We start from the raw sequence: 20,485 nt of genomic DNA on the forward strand, positions 1-20,485 counted from the left end.
ATACTTGTTATTGATTGAACGTTCAATCAATAACAAGTATGATATGTAAAAATCAATGAATTTTTGAACATGCTTCTAAAAAGAAAGAAGTGAAATCAAAGGTTCTAAAGGATAGGATGATGCGCATAAGTACATTACTTATCACGTTATTTTGAGAAAAATACACCGATTGCAAGGAGCAATAAGATGGTGTTGAAAAGTGATGGATATTCTTCAGACCATATTCGGTTAAATCGTTTCGTATTTTGGAGTTCAGCCATCAGTATTGGTATTTTTGGCCTACTTTTTGTGCTGTTTCCAGAAAAAAGTCAGTTTTGGTTGACCTATGTACAAGAGCAAGTAAATCACTTTTTCGGGTGGTATTACATGCTGGTTATTGTGCTGTGTCTGGGCTTTGTCGCTTGGCTCGCTTTTTCAAAAGTAGGACAGATTCCTTTAGGAAAAGATGACGACAAACCTGAGTTTAGTTATTTGGCTTGGACTTCAATGCTGTTTTCGGCAGGGATTGGTATTGCGCTACTTTATTATGGTGTGGCCGAACCTGTTGACCATTTTTTAAGACCGCCAGAAGGCGAGTCAGGAACGATTCAGGCAGCCCGTAATGCGATGACGTATAGCTTTTTGCATTGGGGGATTCATGGCTGGGTGCTTTATGCATTGCTCGGAGTTACTTTAGGTTACTTTGCTTTCAGACAAAATTTGCCATTGGCACTTCGCTCGGCGCTTTACCCAATTTTTGGAGAGCGAGTGCATGGCTTGGTGGGTGACTTTGTTGATGGCTTTGGAATTTTAGCGACGGTCATTTCCTTGGTCACCAACTTGGGAATTGGAGCGCTGGTGCTTGTATCGGGTATTTGTTACTTACTGCCACAAATTCCGGATAACTCTGCGACTTTAATTACTGCCGTGCTCATCATGATGTTCGTTGCTACGATTACGACAGTGGTGGGTATTGAAAAAGGTTTGGCATGGTTGTCGCGTATTAATTTACGTCTGCTGTATGCCTTACTTTTATTTGTATTTTTAACAGGTCCGACAAACCATTTATTAAATGGTCTGGTGCAAAATACGGGCGATTATCTCAATAATTTTATTAGTAAAAGTTTTGATATGTATTTATACAATCAAAAAGCCAGTGGCTGGTTGGGTTCGTGGACTGTATTTTATTGGGCTTGGTGGATTGCTTGGGCGCCTTTTGTCGGTATGTTTATTGCCCGCATTTCAAAAGGACGTACCATTCGTGAAGTAGTATTAGGTGTATGCCTGATTCCACTCGGCTTTACACTGGCTTGGATTTCGGTTTTTGGAAATACTGCAATTTATTTAATCTTGCAGCAAAAACAGAAAGTATTAGGTGATATGGTCTTAACTGATCCAGCATTATCTTTATTTAAATTACTCGAATATCTGCCGTTTAATCCTTACGTTGCGGGTATTGTTGTTGTAATTTGTTTCGTTTTATTTTTGACACCAGTTGGCTCTGGTACACTAATGATCGCTAATTTGTCCTCAAAAGGGGGCACCAATGATAGTGATTCACCGATCTGGTTACGCGTCTTTTGGTCTGTGGTAATTACCATTGTAAGTATTGGCTTACTTTTAGCCGGTAGTTTTAACTCCATGCAAAGTGCTGTGGTGTTATGTGGTTTACCATTTTCAGTTATTATTTTGCTTTATATGTTTGGTTTAGCCAAAGCGTTAAAGCAAGATGATTTTGACCCTCAATTAGTGAAAAAACAGTTAGCTGTTTCAAAAGACATTTCGGTCCCATCGAATTGTGACCAGAATAAAGTGACTGAGGTTTTATAACCTCAATTGATCACATCTATATATTATTTTCCGTTTAAAGTCGTCTTTTCATTGTTTTAAATAAGAGTGAAAAGACGAAATTAAATATTTTGTTTTTATTTTATTCCTTGAGGATTGTATGGCAACAGATAATCCAAGAGCAGTTGATGATTTAAAATTATCTAAATCTAAAAAAGACCCGCTCAACCGTGTGGTTTTTTATTTTTCAGCTGTACTTATTTTAATTTTTTCCCTCGTCACGTTTTTGTTCAACGATTTTGCAAATCGAGTCATGAATGCTGTGCTTCAGTGGGTAACTTCAACCTTTGGTTGGTACTATCTGTTAGCTGCAACACTATATATGGCCTTCGTGATTTTTATTGCCTGCTCAAGATATGGCAGTATCAAATTAGGACCTAAGCATTCAAAGCCTGAGTTTAGCTTACTGAGTTGGTCTGCCATGCTGTTCTCTGCGGGTATTGGTATCGACCTCATGTTCTTCTCGGTCGCTGAACCACTATCTCATTACATGCAACCTCCAGTCGGAGCAGGTCAAACTTATGAAGCAGCACGCCAAAGTATGGTTTGGACATTGTTTCACTACGGTTTAACCGGTTGGTGTATGTATGCCTTGATTGGTATGGCACTTGGCTATTTCAGTTATCGCTATAATTTGCCACTCACCATTCGCTCAGCTTTGTATCCAATCTTTGGTCAAAAAATTAATGGGGCAATCGGGCATAGTGTTGATACGGCTGCCGTGATCGGGACAATTTTTGGTATTGCAACGACCTGCGGGATTGGTGTAGTACAGCTGAATTATGGTCTACATGTGTTATTGGGGTTACCAGAAAATATCTGGATGCAATTTATCCTGATTGCTGTTGCAGTGGGTATTAGTATTATTTCGGTGACATCTGGGGTCAATAAAGGTCTGCGGATTTTATCTGAAATTAATATTTATGTTTCGATTGGGCTTTTACTGTTTATTTTATTCTTGGGAAATACAGAGTTTTTACTCAATGCCCTTGTCCAAAATATTGGTGACTATTTAAGCCGTTTCCCGAGTTTAGCTTTACAAAGCTTTGCTTTTGAACAGCCTAAAGAGTGGATGAGTAGTTGGACTTTCTTCTTCTGGGCGTGGTGGATTGCTTGGTCTCCATTTGTAGGACTCTTTCTGGCACGTATCTCAAGAGGGCGTACTATTCGTGAATTTGTATGCGGTACCTTAATTATTCCACTTCTATTTACACTTACGTGGTTATCTATTTTTGGTAATAGTGCACTGCACAGCGTTATTTTTGAAGGCAACCAAACCTTAGCAGCGACGGTGTTAGCAAATCCGGCTCATGGTTTTTATGACCTGTTAGCACAATATCCAGGCTTTACCTTTATCGCTTCAATTGCCACCGTAACAGGGCTTTTGTTCTACGTGACTTCTGCCGATTCGGGAGCTCTGGTTTTAGGTAACTTCACCACAAAACTTACTCATATCGATAATGATGCTCCACGTTGGTTAAGCGTGTTTTGGGCACTGGCGATTGGTTTACTCACATTAGCTATGCTCATGACCAACGGCATTACCGCCTTGCAAAATGCAACTATTATTATGGGTTTGCCGTTTAGTTTTGTGATGTTCCTTGTGATGGCAGGGCTTTATAAGTCACTCAGACTTGAAGATTACAGGCATGCTAGTCGCAGTATGAATGCAGCGCCAGTGGTAGGGAACGTTGATATTCTGAACTGGAAACAGCGTTTAACTCGAGTGATGCATCATCCGGGAACCACTGAAACACACCGCATGCTAGATACGGTGTGTTTGCCAGCTGTTCAGGCTGTTGCTGATGAGTTGATTAAGCAGGGTATGAATGTGAACGTACAGCAAACCCCGCTTGAAGATGAAGATACGCTTTACCATCTAGATCTCACTATTCATCTGGAAGAAGAGCAAAACTTTGTTTATCAGATCTGGCCTGTACGCTATAGCGCGCCAAACTTTAGCCAGCGTGTAAAACGAGGCAAACAGTTCTATTTCCGACTTGAAACCTATCTTTATGATGGCTCTCAAGATAACGATCTGGTCGGTTACAGTAAAGAACAGGTCATTAACGATATTTTAGATAAATATGAAAGACATATGACATTCTTACATATTAATCGTATTAGCCCCGGGAATCGTCCATTGTTCCCAGATCCACAAGCTTAAGAGGAAAATGCATGGCTTCTCCTTATCTACATTCTTTTGCTTTATTTTTCTCTTTGCTCAATCCATTTTTAATGAGCATTTATATGATTGGCCTGATTCGCCATTCAGAAGCTAAGGTGTTTAATAAAGCACTGATTCAGGGAAGTTTGATTGCTTTTGTTGTCTTCATGCTATTTGCATGGGGCGGCGAAACAATTTTTAGTAAATATCTGAATGTACGTTTTGAAGCCTTTCAGATTTTTGGAGGTCTTATCTTTTTGGTGATTGGCTACCGCTATGTGTTTCAGGGTGCCGACACCATCGGTGAAATGCGTGGTGCTCCAGAACATCTGGCTGGCACCATTGCCATGCCGTTTATGATCGGCCCAGGGACTATTAGCGCTGCTGTAGTCACAGGGATTGAAATGTCAATTGGTGAGGCAGCGCTAGTAATTGCCTTCACCTTGTTTTTAACTTGCAGTATTTTGATTTTGATGAAATTTTCACATGATCATTTACGCTATAAACATGCCAAACATATTGACCGTTATTTTGATATTGTCGGGCGTTTATCTGCTTTATTAATTGGTACGATCGCCATTGATATGATCATTAATGGTGTGACAGGCGTCATTAATAAAGTTTAGTAAAATCACTCATAAGAACCTGCTATGCCATTGAATATGGAATAAAATGGCATAGCATCTTCTAAAAAATTCTAAGATAAATAAAATAGCTTTAAAAAATAACTTTAAAAATAGTGCCTTAAAAAATTAAATTTTAAAAAACAATCAAAGATATTAAAAAATACGATGCTATGTTGTGGATTTAAGCATGTTTTTTTTGTGAATTATCAACCATAATGTTGACTGAGCTTGTTTTAAGACAGAGTTGAGCTATGCCTACATTAGATGAAATGACCACAGCAACTGATGATCAGTCTGAATTGACGATGTCAGTTTTGATGACGCCTGACATGGCAAATTTTTCAGGTAATGTTCATGGTGGTACGATTCTAAAACTACTAGACCAAGTCGCTTATGCTTGCGCAAGTCGTTATTCGGGTGGCTACGTGGTGACTTTATCTGTAGATAAAGTAAATTTTAAAGAACCTATTTATGTTGGTGAGTTGGTAACCTTCTTGGCAAGTGTGAACCATGTAGGCCGTACTTCAATGGAAGTCGGAATCCGTGTTGAAGCACAAAATATCCAGAAGCGTACAGTGCGCCATACCAATAGCTGTTATTTCACGATGGTTGCTGTTGATGAACAAGGCAAGCCATGTGAAGTACCTCAATTAAATCTCAATACAGAATGGAAGCGTTGCCGCTTTGAAGCTGCTGAGCATCGTAAGGTTTTACGTCTTCAAGAAAACCATAATCCCTCTTGTAGCATGTATAAGAAAACTTCTTAAAAAAATAGATCGAATTAAAAAAAGGATCGAACCGCAGCATGGTTCGATCCTTTTTCTTCTTTACTAAAATTCAGCGTCCATTTTTCATTTCAGTAAAATTATCTCTGAGCTTGGAGGAGAATGCTGAGAGAATTAACGAGTTGCAGGAGCAGCTTCAGAAGCAGAACCTACAGCATCAGATGCAGCATTTGCAGTGTTTGCTTGTTCTTGAGTTGAAACAACAACTTTTTCTTCACCAGCAGTGTTATGTGCTTGGTCGTGCTTAGAAGCAGCAAAAGTTGAAGCAGCAGTTAAAGCAAGTGTAGTAGCGAGTAAAGTTTTAGCTAATTTCATTGTATGGCATCCTTAAATTTCATTTAAAAATAAATTAAACCTAATCGTTCATACATACCTGAAACCTGTATGGCTGAATGACTAAGCTAGGACACATGCTAAGCCGGGCTCGTTATTACATCAATTAACTTAACAATCTATTACGGCTATCTTAACAATAATGAAATATACGGACCGTTTATGTGAGCAATCTGTAAAATAAAAGGGCTTAAATGCACCTTAAAATGTGAAAAAATATTTCATATCGAGTGAAAAAAAGTCAACTTTGTTATGTAAACCTAACACTCTGGCATAAATTATGAATACGTCTAAATAGAATATTCCGTTTGAATTATAATTATCAAAAGTTAATTTAGATTTTAAGTGAGATGTATGTCACATATTAACTATTTTGGCCTGATACTTGAAAAGTATATCTTCAAAGTGAAAAAACATTTTCATGCGATTTAAACAGTGATATACCTTTCTTAGTTTTTTATACCTTGTTGATTTGAGCCGCTTGTGAAACTGATAGCCCCAAAAACTGTTCCTACCCATATTATTTCCGGTTTTTTAGGGGCAGGAAAAACCACATTATTACAGCATTTGTTAAGACAAAAGCCTAAAGATGAGGTGTGGGCTGTATTAATGAATGAGTTTGGGCAAATTGGAGTAGACCAACAACTCTTACCTCAAGATGAAGGATATGCAGTCAAAGAGCTATTAGGGGGCTGTCTATGTTGTAGCAGTCAATTGCCTATGCATATTGCTTTAGCCCGTCTATTGAGTGAACAAAAGCCAGATCGACTCTTTATTGAGCCGACTGGACTTGGGCACCCTTTTCAGTTATTTGACCAACTGACTGAACCTCATTGGCAAAGTAGTTTAGCTATGCGAGCACTGATTACTGTTGTAGATGGTAGCCGCTTGCACGATACCAATTGGGTTAAACAAAACCTTTATGAAGATCAGTTAAAAGCTGCTCAAATTGTGGTGGTGTCACATACTGATGTGATGACTTTTGAAGATGATCAGGCGCTTGAGCTATTAAAAGATGAATACCAACCTTATCACCAAGAGTGGCTTAAAATTGAACATGGTCAGTTAGCTTTAAATAAAATTGATATAGCTGCTCGTTTAACCGAGCGATCTATACAACCTTTACTTAAACTTCAAAAGCAAATGGCTGAAATCGAAGTCGCAAATGAAATTAATCAATTACCTTATCATTATGTCGAGTCAGCACAAGGTTATATTGTGGCAGGTTGGAAATTGCCTAAACGCTGGAAATTCGAGTTTTACGCTTTGCTTGATTTATTATGTGCACAGCAAGACTGGCTACGAATTAAGGGAATTTTTAACACAGATCAAGGGTGGAAAGTTTTTAACTTTAATCCTGATCAGTTTAATTATAAGTCGGGCGAAGAGGGTATTGATAACCGGATTGAGATCATTAGCGAACATAACCATGATTGGTTAGCTTTTGAAACAGCATTACTTGCCTGTCAGCTTGAAGAATAGAGAACATTAAACCAAAAGTAATTCAATGTTCTCTGAAGAGTGGGATTAAGGTTTGCTATCTAACACAGCTTTAGCTTGCGCATGGTCAATATCTTTTTCCCAGTGAGCAATCACTACGGTCGCGACACAGTTACCGATTAAGTTGGTACACGCACGAATAATTCCAATAAACCAGTCCACTGAAAGTAGAAGTACTAAGCCAATCGCAGGGAGACTTGGTATCACTGAAAGTGTGGCTGCAAGAATAACTAAAGCTGAGCCTGGAATACCATGTGCACCTTTAGATGTAATAAGCGAAACCAGCAAAATAGCCAGTAAGTCATGCATAGATAAATCAATATTGCAGGCTTGCGCAATAAAGATCACCGCTAATGTTAAGTAAATTGAAAACCCGTCTAAATTAAAAGAATAACCGGTAGGTATGACTAACCCTACAGTTGAATCTTTGATTCCCAAATTTTTGAGTTTTTTCATAATTTGTGGAAGAACAGAGTCAGAAGAAGCGGTACCTAAAACAATAGCGAGTTCATCTTTAAAATAGCCCACAAATTTGAAAATATTGAGACCGGTAAGTTTTAAAATTGAACCTAAAACAATAACGACAAATAAAATGCAGGTTGCATAAAACAGTAAAACTAAATAACCCAATTGTAGGAGTGAATCTAAACCAAATTTGGCAGTCGTATAAGCCACTGAACCGAATACACCAATTGGAGCTAATCGAATAATAAGTCCCATAATTTTAAAGAAGACTTCCGAAAAAGCTTCAAGCGCTTGACGTACCAGCTCTGCTAAATGTTTAGGAATTAAAAGTAGGGAAACACCAAATAAAATAGCAATTAATAAAACCTGTAAAATATCGCCGTTTGCAAAAGCAGCAGTGAAGGTTTTCGGAATAATATTGAGTAGAAATTCCGAACCTGTATGCATCTCGTGGGCACGTTCGGTATAGGTACTTAAATCTTTTGCATCTAAATGGCTAATATCGATATTCATACCGACGCCCGGTTTAAATACATAGGCCACAACAATGCCTAAAATTAAGGCAATAGTAGTGACCACTTCAAAATAAAGAATGGTTTTTGCACCGACTTTGCCCATTTTTTTAATGTCGTTTGCACCATATATTCCCAGTACAACAACACAAAACACAATTGGTGCAATCAGCATCTTAATTAAAGAAATAAAACCATCACCTAATGGCTTGAGAGATAGGGAGAAATCATGGAAACCGATTCCAACTGCAATCCCAAGAAAGAGAGCACAAAGAACCTGTAAAAATAAACTACGCTTGAGCTTTAGCCACATAAGTCATCAATTTTAGCAAGAGGAAAATATCTCTCTCTAAAGCAAAAAGCCGGCCAACTATAACTGGAAGGGAGCGTTTTGGAAGAATATGCAAATTTCACATGACTATGCTTTGGATTGTTCAGTTTTTTTATAATTTCTTATCCAAAATCGAGTATCCTTAGCGCCAAATTTTGGGACATATTAATCATGGCGCTTAAAGCAACAATTTATAAGGCAGACTTGAATATTGCCAATATGGATGACCATATTTATGGTGATTATCAACTGACGCTTGCCTTGCATCCCTCTGAGACTTTAGAACGCTTAATGGTTCGTTTGATGGCCTTTGCTCGTTTCGCAAGTGATGAGCTTGAGTTTACTAAAGACCTTTTTGAAACTGACGAGCCAGCGTTATGGCAAAAAGATTTAACGGGTCAGTTAGAAACATGGATTGAAGTTGGTTTGCCATCTGAAGATAAAGTCAAAAAAGCCAGTGCACGTTGTAAAACAGTGGCGATTGTCGTTTATGGCACACAAGTCGAAGACTGGTGGAAACGAAACAGTAAAATTAAAACGTTAAGTAACGTTCAGGTTTGGCAAATTGCCCCTCAAAGTACAGTAGAGCTAGAGCAACTGTGTGAACGTACGATGCAGCTACAATTAAATGTCATGGACAACGAGTGGACGCTTTTAGGTGAAAAGGGTCAAGCAACTGTTGTGTGGACACAGTTACAGTAACACAGAAAAGCGCAACAAATTCTACAGATTCAGTTGGTACACTAAGTACCAACTGCGATTTTAAAGATTCAGATTAAGGGGTAAACCATGTCAAATGAATTAGAAATTATCGATTTAAAAGTAGGCGAGGGTAAAGAGGCTGTTAAAGGCGCTTTAATCACGACTCACTATACAGGTTGGTTAGAAGATGGCACAAAATTCGATTCTTCAATTGATCGCGGTAATTATTTTGAATGTGTGATTGGAACAGGCCGTGTAATTAAAGGCTGGGACCAAGGCATTATGGGAATGAAAGTTGGCGGCAAGCGTAAATTAATCGTACCTGCTCATTTAGCTTATGGTGAGCGTAAAATGGGTAAGATCATCCCAGCTAATTCTAATTTAATTTTTGAAATTGAATTATTCGATGTCAAAACTCGTGACTAGTGAAGAACTTAAAGCCCTTTAGAGGGCTTTCTTGTTTATATGAGCTTTAAATATAAATACATTATTAATTTATATTTTAGCTTTATGAATATTTAAGATTATTTTCAGATTATTTGATTATAAATGCTAACTGAAAAACTGTTCATTTGTGGGCAGGATGATATTAAGACCAAATTTCAAAAAAGTTTGCGTTCTAAAAATCAAACTTCGCATAAATAATCTATATTGTTATTGAGACGCTATTTCATGATTATCCGCTTTGCATCTCCTTTGTTGAACATATCAATTGGCTTGGCTTTGGCTGGCTTGTCGGGTATGGCATTAGCCAAACCACCTAAACTGGACGCATCAACACTTACGGTGATTGGTTATCATGAAATTACCGATACTAAAAATGCATTAATTCCTCAATATGCAGTAACGACGCAACAATTTACACAGCATGTTGAATGGCTGCAAAAAAATGGATTCCATTTTATTACGGTTGATCAGTTGATCCGTGCTCATCAAGGTAAATTTCAACTGCCTACAAAACCTGTTCTATTAACTGTAGACGACGGTTATCAATCTTTTTATCAAAATGCTTATCCTGTCATTAAAGCTAAAAAAATCCCTGTTGTCCTTGCAGTGGTTGGTTCATGGTTAGAGCCAAAAGCAGGGCAGAAAGTCGATTTTTCAGGGGAAGAAATTCCACGCGATAAAATCTTAAGCTGGCCTGAGCTGAAAGAAATGCAAGATAGTGGCTTTGTAGAGATTGCAAGCCATAGCTACCATTTGCACCGCGGTATTACAGGCAATCCACAAGGCAACTCTGAACCTGCTGCAACAACTCGTTTTTATGACGCTAAAACTCAAACTTATGAAAACGATGAACAGTATCAATCACGTATCTATAATGACTTAAAGAAAAATAACGAATTACTCAAAGCTCATGGCTTGCGTTCACCACGTATTATGGTCTGGCCTTATGGTCGCTATAATATGCAAACAGTTCAAATTGCTAAAAAGCTTGGTATGCCAATTACCATTACACTTGATGATGGGGCAGACCACGCAAAACAATCTCTTCAAAATATGAGCCGTATTTTGGTAGAAGGCGATATGACGACTGATGATTTGGCTCAAGAAATTAAAAATCGTGAATTGAATTTAACGGATAACAACCGTCCGCAAAAAATTATGCATGTCGATCTGGACTATATTTATGACCCGGATCCGAAACAGCAAGAACGTAATTTAGGTCATTTGTTAGACCGAATTAATGCGATGGGTGTAAATACTGTCTATTTACAAGCATTTTCAGATCCAGATGCGAATGGCTCTGCTGATATGGTGTATTTTCCGAACCGCCATATTCCAATGCGTGCTGACTTGTTTAACCGTGTTGCATGGCAAATTCAAACGCGTACGCCTGTAAGTCGTATTTATGCGTGGATGCCTTTATTGGCATGGGAACTACCAAAAACTGATCCAGTTTCTAAAGACTTAGTTGTGACAGAACAGGCAAAATCCGGTGAACACCTTAATATGGGTTATATCCGTTTAAGTCCATTTTCACCAGAGGCGCGCCAAACTATTCGCGAGATTTATCAAGATTTGGCGAAGTCATCTTCATTTAACGGCATTTTATTCCATGATGATGTCACCTTATCTGACTATGAAGATGCAAGCCCAGAAGCATTAAAAGCCTATGCAAAACAAGGCTTGCCAACAGATTTGGCAAAAATCCGTGATAACGACCAAGATTTGCAAAAATGGACGGCATATAAGACAAAATATCTAGATGATTTTGCAATGCAACTCGTTGATGACGTGCGACAATATGAACCGTTCTTGCTCACCGCACGTAACTTATACGCGCAAGTTGCTTTAAAACCATATGCAGAAAACTGGTATTCACAATCGCTTGAAGAGTCATTAAAACGTTATGATTTTACGGCTATTATGGCAATGCCTTATATGGAACAGGTAGATAATGCTGATCAGTTCTATAAAGATATGGTTGATCGCGTGAAACAATATCCAAATGGCATGAAGAAAACCGTTTTTGAATTACAGGCAACCGACTGGCGTAAAAACGAAAAGGTACCTTCAGCTGAAATGGCAGCAACAATTCATTCTCTTTATCAGCAAGGTGTAATGCATGTCGGATATTACCCAGATGACCCAATTAAAGATCATCCGGATGTGGACACTATGCATAAAGCATTTGCTGAAAAATCATCTCGTCTTGTGCCGTAGTTGAGGCTAAAACATGACAATCTTTGCTGCAATATGGTCGCATGCCTTAAAATTCGTTTTCTATTATCCATTATTCATGTCGTATTTATGGATGATTGGCGCGATCATTTTCTATTGGAAAGAACGTCAGGCTCCGCCTTACGATCAACCTGCTCCATTAGAGAGTTATCCAAAAGTCGCTGTGTTAATTCCTTGTTTTAATGAAGGGGATAATGCAGAAGAAACTATTAGCCATGCGTTAAAACTGGACTATCCTCATTTTGAAGTGATTGCGATTAATGATGGTAGCTCGGACAATACAGGTGAGGTACTCGACCGTTTAGCAGCACAACATGAAAAACTTCGTGTTGTTCATTTGGCTCAAAACCAAGGTAAAGCCATGGGGTTACAAGCCGGAAGCTTAATGACTGATGCCGAGTTTTTAATTGGTATTGATGGCGATGCTTTACTTGATCCTCATGCAGCAAAGTGGATGATTCGTCATTTTCAGGAAAATCCAACAGTTGCAGCTGTGACGGGTAACCCACGTATCCGTACTCGCTCAACTTTATTAGGGCGTATTCAGGTTGGTGAGTTTTCTTCGATTGTCGGCATGATTAAACGTGCACAACGTACCTTTGGACGCTTATTTACCGTATCGGGTGTAATTACGGCTTTTCGTAAGAGCGCTGTTCACCAAGTCGATTATTGGTCACCAAATATGTTGACTGAAGATATCGATATTACGTGGAAATTGCAGCGTGCAGGGTGGGACATTCGTTTTGAAACGAATGCCTTAGTCTGGATTTTAATGCCTGAAACTTTAAATGGTTTGTGGAAACAGCGTTTACGTTGGGCTATGGGTGGGGCACAGGTATTAATTAAAAATATTGATGTGTTCACTAAGCCAAAATTAAATTTTTTATGGCCTTTAATGTTTGAGCTTTGCTTAACCTTAGTTTGGTCATATTTAATGTTGGCGATGGCTTTATTATGGTTGGTACATTTTATTTTACCGGTCCCTGCTTTAGCCGTTGTGAGCTCTCCATTTTTACCGTATGGTAGCGGTATTTTATTGGGGGCAACCTGTCTCATTCAGTTTGCTTTAAGCAAATGGATGGATAGTCGTTATGAACCACATCTAGGAAAAAACTATTTCTGGATGATCTGGTATCCATTGGTCTTTTGGCTAATCACCATCTCGGCAACTATTGTGGCATTTCCAAAAGTTTTAAAACGTGGAGATGAGAAACGTGCGCGTTGGGTGAGCCCGGATCGGGGCATTCGTGGATGAAATGCAAGAGTCATGAGATTTTAAAGATCGTGCTGTATTGATGTCTGGGGAAAACCGCAACACTTCGTTAGGTAAAGAGAGAAATGAAGACAAATTCGTTGATTATTGATTTACGCCGTCAATTACCATGGCATAAACGCTATGCTTCTACAACAAGCACGGCCATGATGTGGGCGGTTTGGTTGTTGCTGTGGCGTCCATTTGTACTGATCTGGGTATTGGCTGAACTCCAAAAAACACATTTAGTTCACCGTTTGTTTAGTGCTTTTGGTGTAGGCATTGAACATGGCATTACCGCATTAATTGGCTGTGCAATTTGTTTATTATTGTGGAGTCATGTGCTGCCTGAGCATCGTGTTGGCGGTAATGCGCTTAAAGCAAAACAGACAGATGATTATGCGCGCTATTTTGATTTACCTGAACATGAAATTGAGCAGGGACGTAGTCAGAAAATTACAGTCATTCACCATGATGAACTAGGTAAAATCATTAGAGTTGAATAAAGCATATTAATGAAAAAAAGCCCGCATCATGTGGCCTTTTTTTACACTAATTTCGCTATATCCATAAGTTTTAAACTGTAGAGTGCAGTGCTTGTGCAGGTATTATTTACCTTTGAAAACAGGAGGTCTTTTTTGCAACATGGCAAAAACACCTTCTTGAACATCTTCTGTGGTGAGCAATGGTTGAAGATGGCTTTGCAATTGCTTAAAGGCAACCTCGTACCCTTCGTTAATAGCTTCGCGAGCAGAGGCGAGAGTCGCTTTTACAGCAAGAGGAGCAGCTTGCGCAACATGTTCAGCAAGTTCTATTGCACGGTTGAGCTGAGAGCCTTCTGGGCATATTTCGGTAATCAGGTTCATGTCAAATGCTGCTTTTGCATCGAAAGAGTCACCAGTGAGTAAATAACGCATGGCTTTGGCCCAACCTGCGGCTTGAATAAAACGTGCAGTTGCTCCGCCAAAAGGTAAGATGCCACGTTGAACTTCCATTTGAGCAAATTGGGTATTTTCACTCGCAATCGCAATATCTGCGTTGAGAAATAGTTCTATACCAGCGGTGTAACAATAACCTTGTACCGCTACTATCAAAGGTTTACTGAGCTTTTGGCCGATTGTGCCCCAAGGGTTAATCTCATTTTCACTAAAATCAAAAACACCTGTAGCGAGTTTAGGTTGTAACTCAACTAGGTCTAAACCAGCTGTAAAATGATCCCCATGAGCAAAAATAACCGCGCAGCGCAGGGCATCATTATTTTCATATTCAGTGAGTGCTAGTGATAAGTCTTTGATCATGTGACTATCAAAAGCATTACGTTTTGCTGCCCGATCTAGACCAATTAAAAAAATATGCCCGCGAGTTTCACGGCTGACTTTTCCTTCTTGATTTGACATATTGTCATGCTCTTTATTCGTCTTTAATCATGTTTTAAACAATCATTTAAAAACTAGCAAATATAATTTGTTGATGACTCGATCAGTATTTGTTTTGTCTGTGTATTGAGATAAATCGACAGCATTAGAAAAGAGTAAAACCTCAGACAACCTTAATTTCCATTATTTATTTAAATTAGCAGTTTGCTTCGCTTTATATTTTTCTCATAATACCTCGTCAAATTGATCTCAATAAGCAGCTGTTTTATGTCACCTCTAGAAATCTTTGCGGTCTTGATTAGCCTGATTGGAGTCGGATTAACGGTAATCCGTAATATGTGGTGTTGGCTGTTTAATTTCTTTGCCTTTGTTTTATATGCCTATTTGTTTTACGAATTTAAGCTATATGGCGAAACGATTTTGCAGTTCTTTTTTATGGTGGTAAATTTTTATGGCTTTTACTACTGGCTTAAAAGAAAGCAGCAAGATCACGATATTCGAATTGAACCGATTGCAGTTCAAACCGCTGTCATCCAAATGACCATTGCCGCGGTAGGTGGCTTGCTTTTTGGCTTAATTCTTAAAAACTTTACCGATGCAGCAGTGCCTATGCTCGACTCTCAACTTGCAGCATTTAGTTTGCTTGCAACGTATTGGACCAGCCGAAAACATATTGCGACTTGGGTACTTTGGGTATTTGTCGACATTATTTATGTCGGTATGTTCATCTATAAAGATTTATTTTTAACAGCCGCTTTGTATGCAGCATTTGTTTTGATGGCAGCTTATGGTTGGTATCAATGGGAAAAGGTTAAAAGAAAGCAGATTGATAATATAGATCTGAAAAAATCTGTTTGATTTATGAGAAAATATTAAAACAATAATCCTCTTTGGAAATTATTTGATGACTCATACTTTAAAAAAACTTTTATTTTGTTTATTTCTTTGTTCTGGATATGCAAATGCTCAGGTTAATGCTGTACCTTTAAATCAGCTCGGTAAATTACCTGATTCATGTCAGAAAGATGAACCTGTTGAAAATAATAAATTAGTTATACAGTCCTCACAGGTAAAAATACAAAGCTATTCTTGCTTTATGCCTAATATAGCTGATGCGCTAGGGTATAGTGTATTTGCTATCAATTTAGATAAAAATAAAACCTATTATTTTAAAGCGCAAACTCAGGATATATCCTCAATAGCTGGCCAGACCATACATAAAATTGATTCTGAAACCTTTGCTATAGACAATTATCAGGAGCGTGGTGGAAATTTCATTATTTTTTGGATAGCGGACTGGTCAAATATTTATACACAAGATATTTCTTATTATACGGATGATGAAACTTCCATAGATAGCTCTATTAAAGACAAACAGATTTATTTACAGAAGAAAAAATATTTGGATAATACCAAAACTACAAAAGTTGGATCTCCCTTAATCATTATGAAAGACAAACAAAAAGGTTTGATCATCAATAAGAGTAAGGCACAAAACTTTTAAATAATTAATTTCTGGATTTTTATGAAAAATTTAACTCATATATTTTTATTTTGTATTGGTTTCTTAGTAGCAACGACCTCTTATGCGCAAGTAAATATTAAACCTTTATGGCATGGTAAAGTATTGAACAGTTTTGATATTCCTTTAAATAACCTGAAAAAGCCAAAGCAGGTTATTAAAGGTGAGGCTGATGAATGCAATGGTGGTTATTTTCCAGATCAATGGGTATATGAAGATGGAGTGATACTCTCTACGGGATCTTTAGATAAGGTATATGTAAGCCAGCAAAATGGTCTAAAGTATGGTTCTCGATTATTTAATCATTTAACTACCGAGAATGAGTTTAAAAAGTTTTTTGGTAAGCAAATAGTTATATCTGAAAATCATACTTACTCTATATTTCCTTGGGAAGGTAGTAATGATGGCTTACATTTTCATTTCCGTAATGGAAAATTACACTACTATACGCACTCTATTGATGACTGCTAATGATTAACCTTTAAGAATAACCATGATCCTGGATTTAGTCATATATAAGCAGCAACAGTTTGATGTGATGGCCCAAAAAATTATGGCCGAGCCTGCAAAATATATAGATTTTAATTCTGTATCTGATTTTTATAACGCTGCGTGGCTCAACGGTTTTCCACAAGGTACTCAGGTCTCTGCGACAGGTTTAGATGATGGTGCTGAAGAGTTTTATGCAGTTATTCAGTTTAAAAAACAGTATTTAAGATTTGATATTAAAGAAAATAATTCGACAATTATCTTTAAAGATATGAATGGGAACGTTTTAAAAAGTAACTTTTAACTTATGAAATAAAATCTAAAAAAAAGCGACTTAACGTCGCTTTTTTTTAATAAATAAATTTGGAAATTTTATTCGCTGTTTCAAGAACTAGGTTTGCGATATCTTCTTTAAATGTTCTTTCATCATAAGTGGTAATTGGACAACTTACAGAGATAACAGCGACCATTTTACCATTTGACTGTTTAAAAATAGGCGCCGCGCACGCTGCCATATCATGATTGTAATGACCCCAGCTCACCATGGTTTTTTGAGTTTTTACATAAGAAAGTCTTTGCAATAAAGCTTTTAAATTGGTTGGCGTCAGTTCAGAGAAACTGTCCCAATCGCTAAAATTGCGGTAACGCTGACGTACTTCAGTTTCAGGTAAATCAGATAAAAGCATTTGACCAATGACGGTTGCATGGGCAGGCCAGCGAGTTCCTAAACTAATGTTGCTCGTAAAGGTTCCCATCGACTGGATATTATTTACAAAGACAATATGAGTGCCTTCTAAAATAGAAAGATGTACCGCAAGTTTGGTGTGGTCACGTAGTTCTTTCATTAAAGGTGTCGATAAATCAAGTAATGAAAGTTTAGATAAACTGTTAAAACCAAGTTCCATGACTTTGGAATCGAGAGCATAAGTTTTTTGAGATGCTTTTCTTAAATAACCGCAAGATTCGAGTGTATAAATCAGACGAAATGCACTAGAACGGTTCACTTCTAAAATTTCAGCAATTTCTGTAATGGTCATTTCTTGCGCTTGTTGATTAAATGCTTGCAAGATAGCTAAACCCCGTACAAGTCCGGGAACTAAATATCGGTCATCATTTTTTGTTGTTTCCGATTCGTGCGAATCTTCTTCAATTGCTATGCTCATTCGTGTCATTTTCCTATAAATAAAACATGATTCAATTTGGGGCATGCTGCTTTATTTTATAACTATTGTAATTGTTAAAAATGCATAAAACAATTTTTATATTTAAAACTTTGTTTCCTTCTTGAAACGTAACAAAATATTTAAAAATTAATAAGACAATGAATTTTATATTTATTTTTACTTTGACAAAAAATGATCAAGGGGATTATGCTTAGCTTGTGTTTTGAAAATCAAATTATGTTTTGTATATAAAACAAAATGAGGACGCAAGGTATGAGTTGGATCTCAGTTTGTCAGCAGGGTGACGTTAGCGAAGATGAGCCGAAAGCCATCGAAGTTGAAGGGAAAAAAATAGGCGTATTTTTCGTCGATGAAAATTACTTTGCTATCGAAAATGTTTGCCCTCATGCGTATGCCTTATTAACCGAAGGATTTATCGAAGATCAGACTGTTGAATGTCCATTGCACGAAGCAATTTTTGACATTCAAACAGGTGAGCTAAAAAGTGGGCCAGGGTGTAGAAACCTATGTACGTACCCAGTTCGTGTTGAAGGACAGGATATTCAAATTCAACTCTAGTCCTCACATGTACAAGGAAGCAGAACAATGAAGACATTTAATGAAAAGTTGGCAAGCTGGATTCATGCAACGCCGGCAACCGAAGCAGGTATCAACAATATTCAAATTCCAGGTCAATCTGAATTGTTGGTTTGGCAGACACGTTATAAAGAACCAACGCTCTATGAACAGGATTTTGTAAAAAACTTGATTCAGGCATTTTCTGCGGGCGCAACAGAGTTAGATGACGTTGTTTCTGCACTTAATAAACAGGGTTTCCGCTGTGAATCTGGTGATGAATGGACTTCTGCAAGCTTTACAGAAGAAATGCAACGTTTAGGTTATTGATTCAGGGAAGAATAAAATGAACGCAATCGTATCAACTTCACAAAGCGCTGAAGAATATTTAGAACTTGGTTTACGTGACCAATGGCATCCAGTTTTAGCAAGTTGGGAAGTCGCTGCTAATCCAGTCGGAATTACCCGTTTAGGTGAAAACATTGTGGTTTGGCGTGATGCCGAAGGTCAGGTGCATGCACTTGAAGATCGCTGTCCACACCGCGGTGCTCGTCTTTCCCTTGGTTGGAACTTGGGTGACCGAGTTGCTTGCTGGTATCACGGTGTTGAAGTTCGTGCTGATGGTGTAGTTGCTGATGTGCCAGCGGTTCATGAATGTCCAATGACCGGAACTAAATGTTTAAAGAACTATCCTGTCATTGAGCAACATGGCGCAATCTTTATCTGGTTTGGTATTGATGCAAATGAACAACCAGCACCGCTTGAGTTCCCGGAGCAACTTGCAAGTGAAGAGTGGAGTGCGTTCCTTTGCCAAGCAGACTGGAAAGTAAACCATCAATACGCGATTGATAATGTGATGGACCCAATGCATGGGACCTATTTACACGCGACATCGCACTCGATGGCAGATGGTGAACGTACTGCAGAGATGAAGCACCGTACCACCGATAATGGCTTTGTTTTTGAAAAAGAAGGTCAAACAGGTGTGAACTTTGACTGGGTTGAATATGGTTCAACAGGTGCAAGCTGGTTACGCCTTTCAATTCCATACCGTAAACAATTTGGTCCAGGTGGCGAATTTTGGATTGTAGGTTATGCAACGCCAATTGATGCCAACAATACTCGCGTATTTTTCTGGCGCTGCCGTAAGGTGAGTGGTTGGCAACGTAATGTATGGCGTTTCTTATATCGCAATCACTTAGAACAATTGCATTGGGATGTATTAGAACAAGACCGAATTATTTTAGAAAACCTTGCGCCAAATGCGCGTGAAAAAGAGTTCCTCTATCAACACGATGTTGGTCTTGCACGTTTACGCCGTTTAATGAAAAAAGAAGCTGAGAAGCAATTAAAGAAAATTGCTGCACTAAATGCATCAAACCGTATCGAGATGCAGGAAGAAGCTCATGGCTAATGTAGCGTTGTTGCAAGGCAAAAAAGTTTTAGTGACTGGTGCTGCGCGTGGTTTAGGTAGAGATTTCGCTCAAGCCATTGCCGAGGCAGGTGCTGAAGTTGTGATGGCAGATATTTTGTCTGACTTGGTACAACAAGAAGCACAAGTGTTACAACAACAAGGACTAAACGTTCATGCTGTCACCGTTGACCTTGCCAATGCAGACTCTATTGAAAATGCGGTTGCAAAAAGCGTGGAAGTATTACAAGGACTAGATGGCCTTGTGAACTGTGCGGCACTGGCGACCAATGTCGGTGGAAAAAATATGATTGATTACGATCCTGAACTTTGGGATCGGGTCATGAATATTAATGTGAAAGGCACATGGCTGATTAGTAAGGCATGCGTGCCCCATTTAAAGCAATCGGCTGCAGGCAAGATCATTAATGTTGCTTCCGATACAGCACTTTGGGGCGCACCGAATCTAATGGCTTATGTGGCAAGTAAAGGTGCAATTGTTGCCATGACGCGTTCAATGGCAAGAGAGTTGGGACAATCTAATATTTGTGTCAATACATTGTCACCGGGCCTTACTCTGGTTGAAGCAACCGAGTATGTGCCTCAAGAACGTCACGATTTATATGTCAACGGAAGAGCGATTCAACGTCAGCAACTTCCACAAGATTTAAATGGAACAGCATTGTATCTACTGTCGGATTTGTCCTCTTTTGTGACAGGTCAAAATATTCCGGTCAATGGCGGTTTTGTCTTTAACTAAGGA

The 20,485-nt window shown here is 38.4% G+C and carries 22 protein-coding genes; 18 read left to right on the forward strand and 4 right to left on the reverse strand.

The features are described 5' to 3' along the window. Positions 1 to 186 precede the first annotated feature (186 nt). The 4 genes from RFW85_RS09810 to RFW85_RS09825 all read left to right on the forward strand — a co-directional run bounded on the left by RFW85_RS09810 (position 187) and on the right by RFW85_RS09825 (position 5,387). Entirely contained in the window at positions 187 to 1,809 is a 1,623-nt protein-coding gene (locus RFW85_RS09810) for a BCCT family transporter (protein ID WP_170248869.1), read from the forward strand. A gap of 118 nt (positions 1,810 to 1,927) precedes the next feature. After that, positions 1,928 to 3,994 carry a choline transporter gene (locus tag RFW85_RS09815; RefSeq protein WP_170248870.1) on the forward strand — a complete coding sequence of 689 codons (2,067 nt, stop codon included), beginning with the start codon at positions 1,928 to 1,930 and terminating at the stop codon, positions 3,992 to 3,994. An 11-nt stretch (positions 3,995 to 4,005) separates the two neighbouring features. Further along, on the forward strand, positions 4,006 to 4,620 hold the full coding sequence (locus RFW85_RS09820; protein WP_002117499.1) for a MarC family protein: 615 nt from the start codon (positions 4,006 to 4,008) through the stop codon (positions 4,618 to 4,620). Between the two features lie 251 nt (positions 4,621 to 4,871). Beyond that, a complete protein-coding gene (locus RFW85_RS09825) occupies positions 4,872 to 5,387 on the forward strand; it encodes an acyl-CoA thioesterase (RefSeq protein WP_005070756.1) in 516 nt (171 codons plus the stop codon). Positions 5,388 to 5,519: 132 nt separating this feature from the next. Here RFW85_RS09825 and RFW85_RS09830 read toward each other — a convergent pair whose 3' ends face one another. After that, a complete protein-coding gene (locus RFW85_RS09830) occupies positions 5,520 to 5,720 on the reverse strand; it encodes a hypothetical protein (protein WP_000761577.1) in 201 nt (66 codons plus the stop codon). A gap of 501 nt (positions 5,721 to 6,221) precedes the next feature. On the opposite strand from RFW85_RS09830, the gene RFW85_RS09835 reads away from it, so the two are divergent. Beyond that, positions 6,222 to 7,220, forward strand: coding sequence for a GTP-binding protein (locus RFW85_RS09835; RefSeq protein WP_170248872.1), 999 nt, complete (start codon positions 6,222 to 6,224; stop codon positions 7,218 to 7,220). Positions 7,221 to 7,265: 45 nt separating this feature from the next. On the opposite strand, the gene dctA is transcribed toward RFW85_RS09835, so the two are convergent. Further along, positions 7,266 to 8,528 carry a C4-dicarboxylate transporter DctA gene (gene dctA, locus RFW85_RS09840; RefSeq protein ID WP_170248873.1) on the reverse strand — a complete coding sequence of 421 codons (1,263 nt, stop codon included), beginning with the start codon at positions 8,526 to 8,528 and terminating at the stop codon, positions 7,266 to 7,268. Between the two features lie 189 nt (positions 8,529 to 8,717). On the opposite strand from dctA, the gene RFW85_RS09845 reads away from it, so the two are divergent. The 5 genes from RFW85_RS09845 (at position 8,718) to pgaD (ending at position 13,691) form a co-directional block, all read left to right on the forward strand. Beyond that, complete coding sequence (locus RFW85_RS09845) at positions 8,718 to 9,248, forward strand: YaeQ family protein (RefSeq protein ID WP_033848544.1); 531 nt, start codon at positions 8,718 to 8,720, stop codon at positions 9,246 to 9,248. An 87-nt stretch (positions 9,249 to 9,335) separates the two neighbouring features. Continuing rightward, complete coding sequence (locus RFW85_RS09850; protein WP_002117532.1) at positions 9,336 to 9,674, forward strand: FKBP-type peptidyl-prolyl cis-trans isomerase; 339 nt, start codon at positions 9,336 to 9,338, stop codon at positions 9,672 to 9,674. Positions 9,675 to 9,920: 246 nt separating this feature from the next. Continuing rightward, positions 9,921 to 11,915, forward strand: coding sequence for a poly-beta-1,6-N-acetyl-D-glucosamine N-deacetylase PgaB (pgaB, locus tag RFW85_RS09855; protein WP_170248874.1), 1,995 nt, complete (start codon positions 9,921 to 9,923; stop codon positions 11,913 to 11,915). Between the two features lie 13 nt (positions 11,916 to 11,928). Further along, entirely contained in the window at positions 11,929 to 13,188 is a 1,260-nt protein-coding gene (gene pgaC / locus RFW85_RS09860; RefSeq protein ID WP_170248875.1) for a poly-beta-1,6-N-acetyl-D-glucosamine synthase, read from the forward strand. An 83-nt stretch (positions 13,189 to 13,271) separates the two neighbouring features. Next, on the forward strand, positions 13,272 to 13,691 hold the full coding sequence (gene pgaD, locus RFW85_RS09865; protein ID WP_216076560.1) for a poly-beta-1,6-N-acetyl-D-glucosamine biosynthesis protein PgaD: 420 nt from the start codon (positions 13,272 to 13,274) through the stop codon (positions 13,689 to 13,691). A gap of 102 nt (positions 13,692 to 13,793) precedes the next feature. Here the strand turns inward: pgaD and RFW85_RS09870 are convergent, their stop codons facing one another. Further along, positions 13,794 to 14,582 carry a crotonase/enoyl-CoA hydratase family protein gene (locus RFW85_RS09870; RefSeq protein ID WP_216076561.1) on the reverse strand — a complete coding sequence of 263 codons (789 nt, stop codon included), beginning with the start codon at positions 14,580 to 14,582 and terminating at the stop codon, positions 13,794 to 13,796. Between the two features lie 246 nt (positions 14,583 to 14,828). On the opposite strand from RFW85_RS09870, the gene pnuC reads away from it, so the two are divergent. From pnuC to RFW85_RS09890, 4 genes are read left to right on the forward strand one after another with little or no spacing between them, the layout of a single operon-like run. Continuing rightward, positions 14,829 to 15,419, forward strand: a complete 591-nt coding sequence (gene pnuC, locus RFW85_RS09875; protein ID WP_170248876.1) for a nicotinamide riboside transporter PnuC — start codon at positions 14,829 to 14,831, stop codon at positions 15,417 to 15,419. 46 nt (positions 15,420 to 15,465) lie between these two features. After that, positions 15,466 to 16,065, forward strand: coding sequence for a hypothetical protein (locus RFW85_RS09880; RefSeq protein ID WP_170248877.1), 600 nt, complete (start codon positions 15,466 to 15,468; stop codon positions 16,063 to 16,065). 21 nt (positions 16,066 to 16,086) lie between these two features. After that, complete coding sequence (locus RFW85_RS09885; protein ID WP_118978859.1) at positions 16,087 to 16,554, forward strand: hypothetical protein; 468 nt, start codon at positions 16,087 to 16,089, stop codon at positions 16,552 to 16,554. 22 nt (positions 16,555 to 16,576) lie between these two features. Continuing rightward, positions 16,577 to 16,876 carry a hypothetical protein gene (locus RFW85_RS09890; RefSeq protein ID WP_170248878.1) on the forward strand — a complete coding sequence of 100 codons (300 nt, stop codon included), beginning with the start codon at positions 16,577 to 16,579 and terminating at the stop codon, positions 16,874 to 16,876. A gap of 46 nt (positions 16,877 to 16,922) precedes the next feature. On the opposite strand, the gene RFW85_RS09895 is transcribed toward RFW85_RS09890, so the two are convergent. Beyond that, positions 16,923 to 17,735, reverse strand: coding sequence for an IclR family transcriptional regulator (locus RFW85_RS09895; protein WP_309171494.1), 813 nt, complete (start codon positions 17,733 to 17,735; stop codon positions 16,923 to 16,925). Positions 17,736 to 18,008: 273 nt separating this feature from the next. On the opposite strand from RFW85_RS09895, the gene RFW85_RS09900 reads away from it, so the two are divergent. From RFW85_RS09900 to RFW85_RS09915, 4 genes are read left to right on the forward strand one after another with little or no spacing between them, the layout of a single operon-like run. After that, positions 18,009 to 18,314: a non-heme iron oxygenase ferredoxin subunit gene (locus RFW85_RS09900; RefSeq protein WP_000118513.1), complete on the forward strand. Its 306-nt coding sequence runs from the start codon at positions 18,009 to 18,011 to the stop codon at positions 18,312 to 18,314. Positions 18,315 to 18,341: 27 nt separating this feature from the next. Further along, the gene (locus tag RFW85_RS09905; protein ID WP_170248880.1) at positions 18,342 to 18,641 is read left to right on the forward strand and encodes a recombinase-like helix-turn-helix domain-containing protein; all 300 of its coding nucleotides are present in this window, start codon (positions 18,342 to 18,344) and stop codon (positions 18,639 to 18,641) included. A gap of 16 nt (positions 18,642 to 18,657) precedes the next feature. Continuing rightward, positions 18,658 to 19,725, forward strand: a complete 1,068-nt coding sequence (locus tag RFW85_RS09910; RefSeq protein ID WP_005070727.1) for an aromatic ring-hydroxylating dioxygenase subunit alpha — start codon at positions 18,658 to 18,660, stop codon at positions 19,723 to 19,725. Next, on the forward strand, positions 19,718 to 20,482 hold the full coding sequence (locus RFW85_RS09915; RefSeq protein WP_161281796.1) for an SDR family oxidoreductase: 765 nt from the start codon (positions 19,718 to 19,720) through the stop codon (positions 20,480 to 20,482). The genes RFW85_RS09910 and RFW85_RS09915 overlap by 8 nt, the downstream gene beginning before the upstream one ends. Positions 20,483 to 20,485 lie beyond the last annotated feature (3 nt).

Source organism: Acinetobacter sp. 12966 (genome assembly GCF_031196995.1).
In the GTDB taxonomy this organism is placed as follows: domain Bacteria; phylum Pseudomonadota; class Gammaproteobacteria; order Pseudomonadales; family Moraxellaceae; genus Acinetobacter; species Acinetobacter geminorum.

What these genes read in the sequence shown, in the direction of transcription:
- RFW85_RS09810 (WP_170248869.1), top strand. Translation starts at nt 187, where the DNA reads ATGGTGTTGAAAAGTGATGGATATTCTTCAGACCATATTCGGTTAAAT.
- RFW85_RS09815 (WP_170248870.1), top strand. Translation starts at nt 1,928, where the DNA reads ATGGCAACAGATAATCCAAGAGCAGTTGATGATTTAAAATTATCTAAA.
- RFW85_RS09820 (WP_002117499.1), top strand. Translation starts at nt 4,006, where the DNA reads ATGGCTTCTCCTTATCTACATTCTTTTGCTTTATTTTTCTCTTTGCTC.
- RFW85_RS09825 (WP_005070756.1), top strand. Translation starts at nt 4,872, where the DNA reads ATGCCTACATTAGATGAAATGACCACAGCAACTGATGATCAGTCTGAA.
- RFW85_RS09830 (WP_000761577.1), bottom strand. Translation starts at nt 5,720, where the DNA reads ATGAAATTAGCTAAAACTTTACTCGCTACTACACTTGCTTTAACTGCT.
- dctA (WP_170248873.1), bottom strand. Translation starts at nt 8,528, where the DNA reads ATGTGGCTAAAGCTCAAGCGTAGTTTATTTTTACAGGTTCTTTGTGCT.
- RFW85_RS09845 (WP_033848544.1), top strand. Translation starts at nt 8,718, where the DNA reads ATGGCGCTTAAAGCAACAATTTATAAGGCAGACTTGAATATTGCCAAT.
- RFW85_RS09850 (WP_002117532.1), top strand. Translation starts at nt 9,336, where the DNA reads ATGTCAAATGAATTAGAAATTATCGATTTAAAAGTAGGCGAGGGTAAA.
- pgaB (WP_170248874.1), top strand. Translation starts at nt 9,921, where the DNA reads ATGATTATCCGCTTTGCATCTCCTTTGTTGAACATATCAATTGGCTTG.
- pgaC (WP_170248875.1), top strand. Translation starts at nt 11,929, where the DNA reads ATGACAATCTTTGCTGCAATATGGTCGCATGCCTTAAAATTCGTTTTC.
- pgaD (WP_216076560.1), top strand. Translation starts at nt 13,272, where the DNA reads ATGAAGACAAATTCGTTGATTATTGATTTACGCCGTCAATTACCATGG.
- RFW85_RS09870 (WP_216076561.1), bottom strand. Translation starts at nt 14,582, where the DNA reads ATGTCAAATCAAGAAGGAAAAGTCAGCCGTGAAACTCGCGGGCATATT.
- pnuC (WP_170248876.1), top strand. Translation starts at nt 14,829, where the DNA reads ATGTCACCTCTAGAAATCTTTGCGGTCTTGATTAGCCTGATTGGAGTC.
- RFW85_RS09880 (WP_170248877.1), top strand. Translation starts at nt 15,466, where the DNA reads ATGACTCATACTTTAAAAAAACTTTTATTTTGTTTATTTCTTTGTTCT.
- RFW85_RS09885 (WP_118978859.1), top strand. Translation starts at nt 16,087, where the DNA reads ATGAAAAATTTAACTCATATATTTTTATTTTGTATTGGTTTCTTAGTA.
- RFW85_RS09890 (WP_170248878.1), top strand. Translation starts at nt 16,577, where the DNA reads ATGATCCTGGATTTAGTCATATATAAGCAGCAACAGTTTGATGTGATG.
- RFW85_RS09895 (WP_309171494.1), bottom strand. Translation starts at nt 17,735, where the DNA reads ATGAGCATAGCAATTGAAGAAGATTCGCACGAATCGGAAACAACAAAA.
- RFW85_RS09900 (WP_000118513.1), top strand. Translation starts at nt 18,009, where the DNA reads ATGAGTTGGATCTCAGTTTGTCAGCAGGGTGACGTTAGCGAAGATGAG.
- RFW85_RS09905 (WP_170248880.1), top strand. Translation starts at nt 18,342, where the DNA reads ATGAAGACATTTAATGAAAAGTTGGCAAGCTGGATTCATGCAACGCCG.
- RFW85_RS09910 (WP_005070727.1), top strand. Translation starts at nt 18,658, where the DNA reads ATGAACGCAATCGTATCAACTTCACAAAGCGCTGAAGAATATTTAGAA.
- RFW85_RS09915 (WP_161281796.1), top strand. Translation starts at nt 19,718, where the DNA reads ATGGCTAATGTAGCGTTGTTGCAAGGCAAAAAAGTTTTAGTGACTGGT.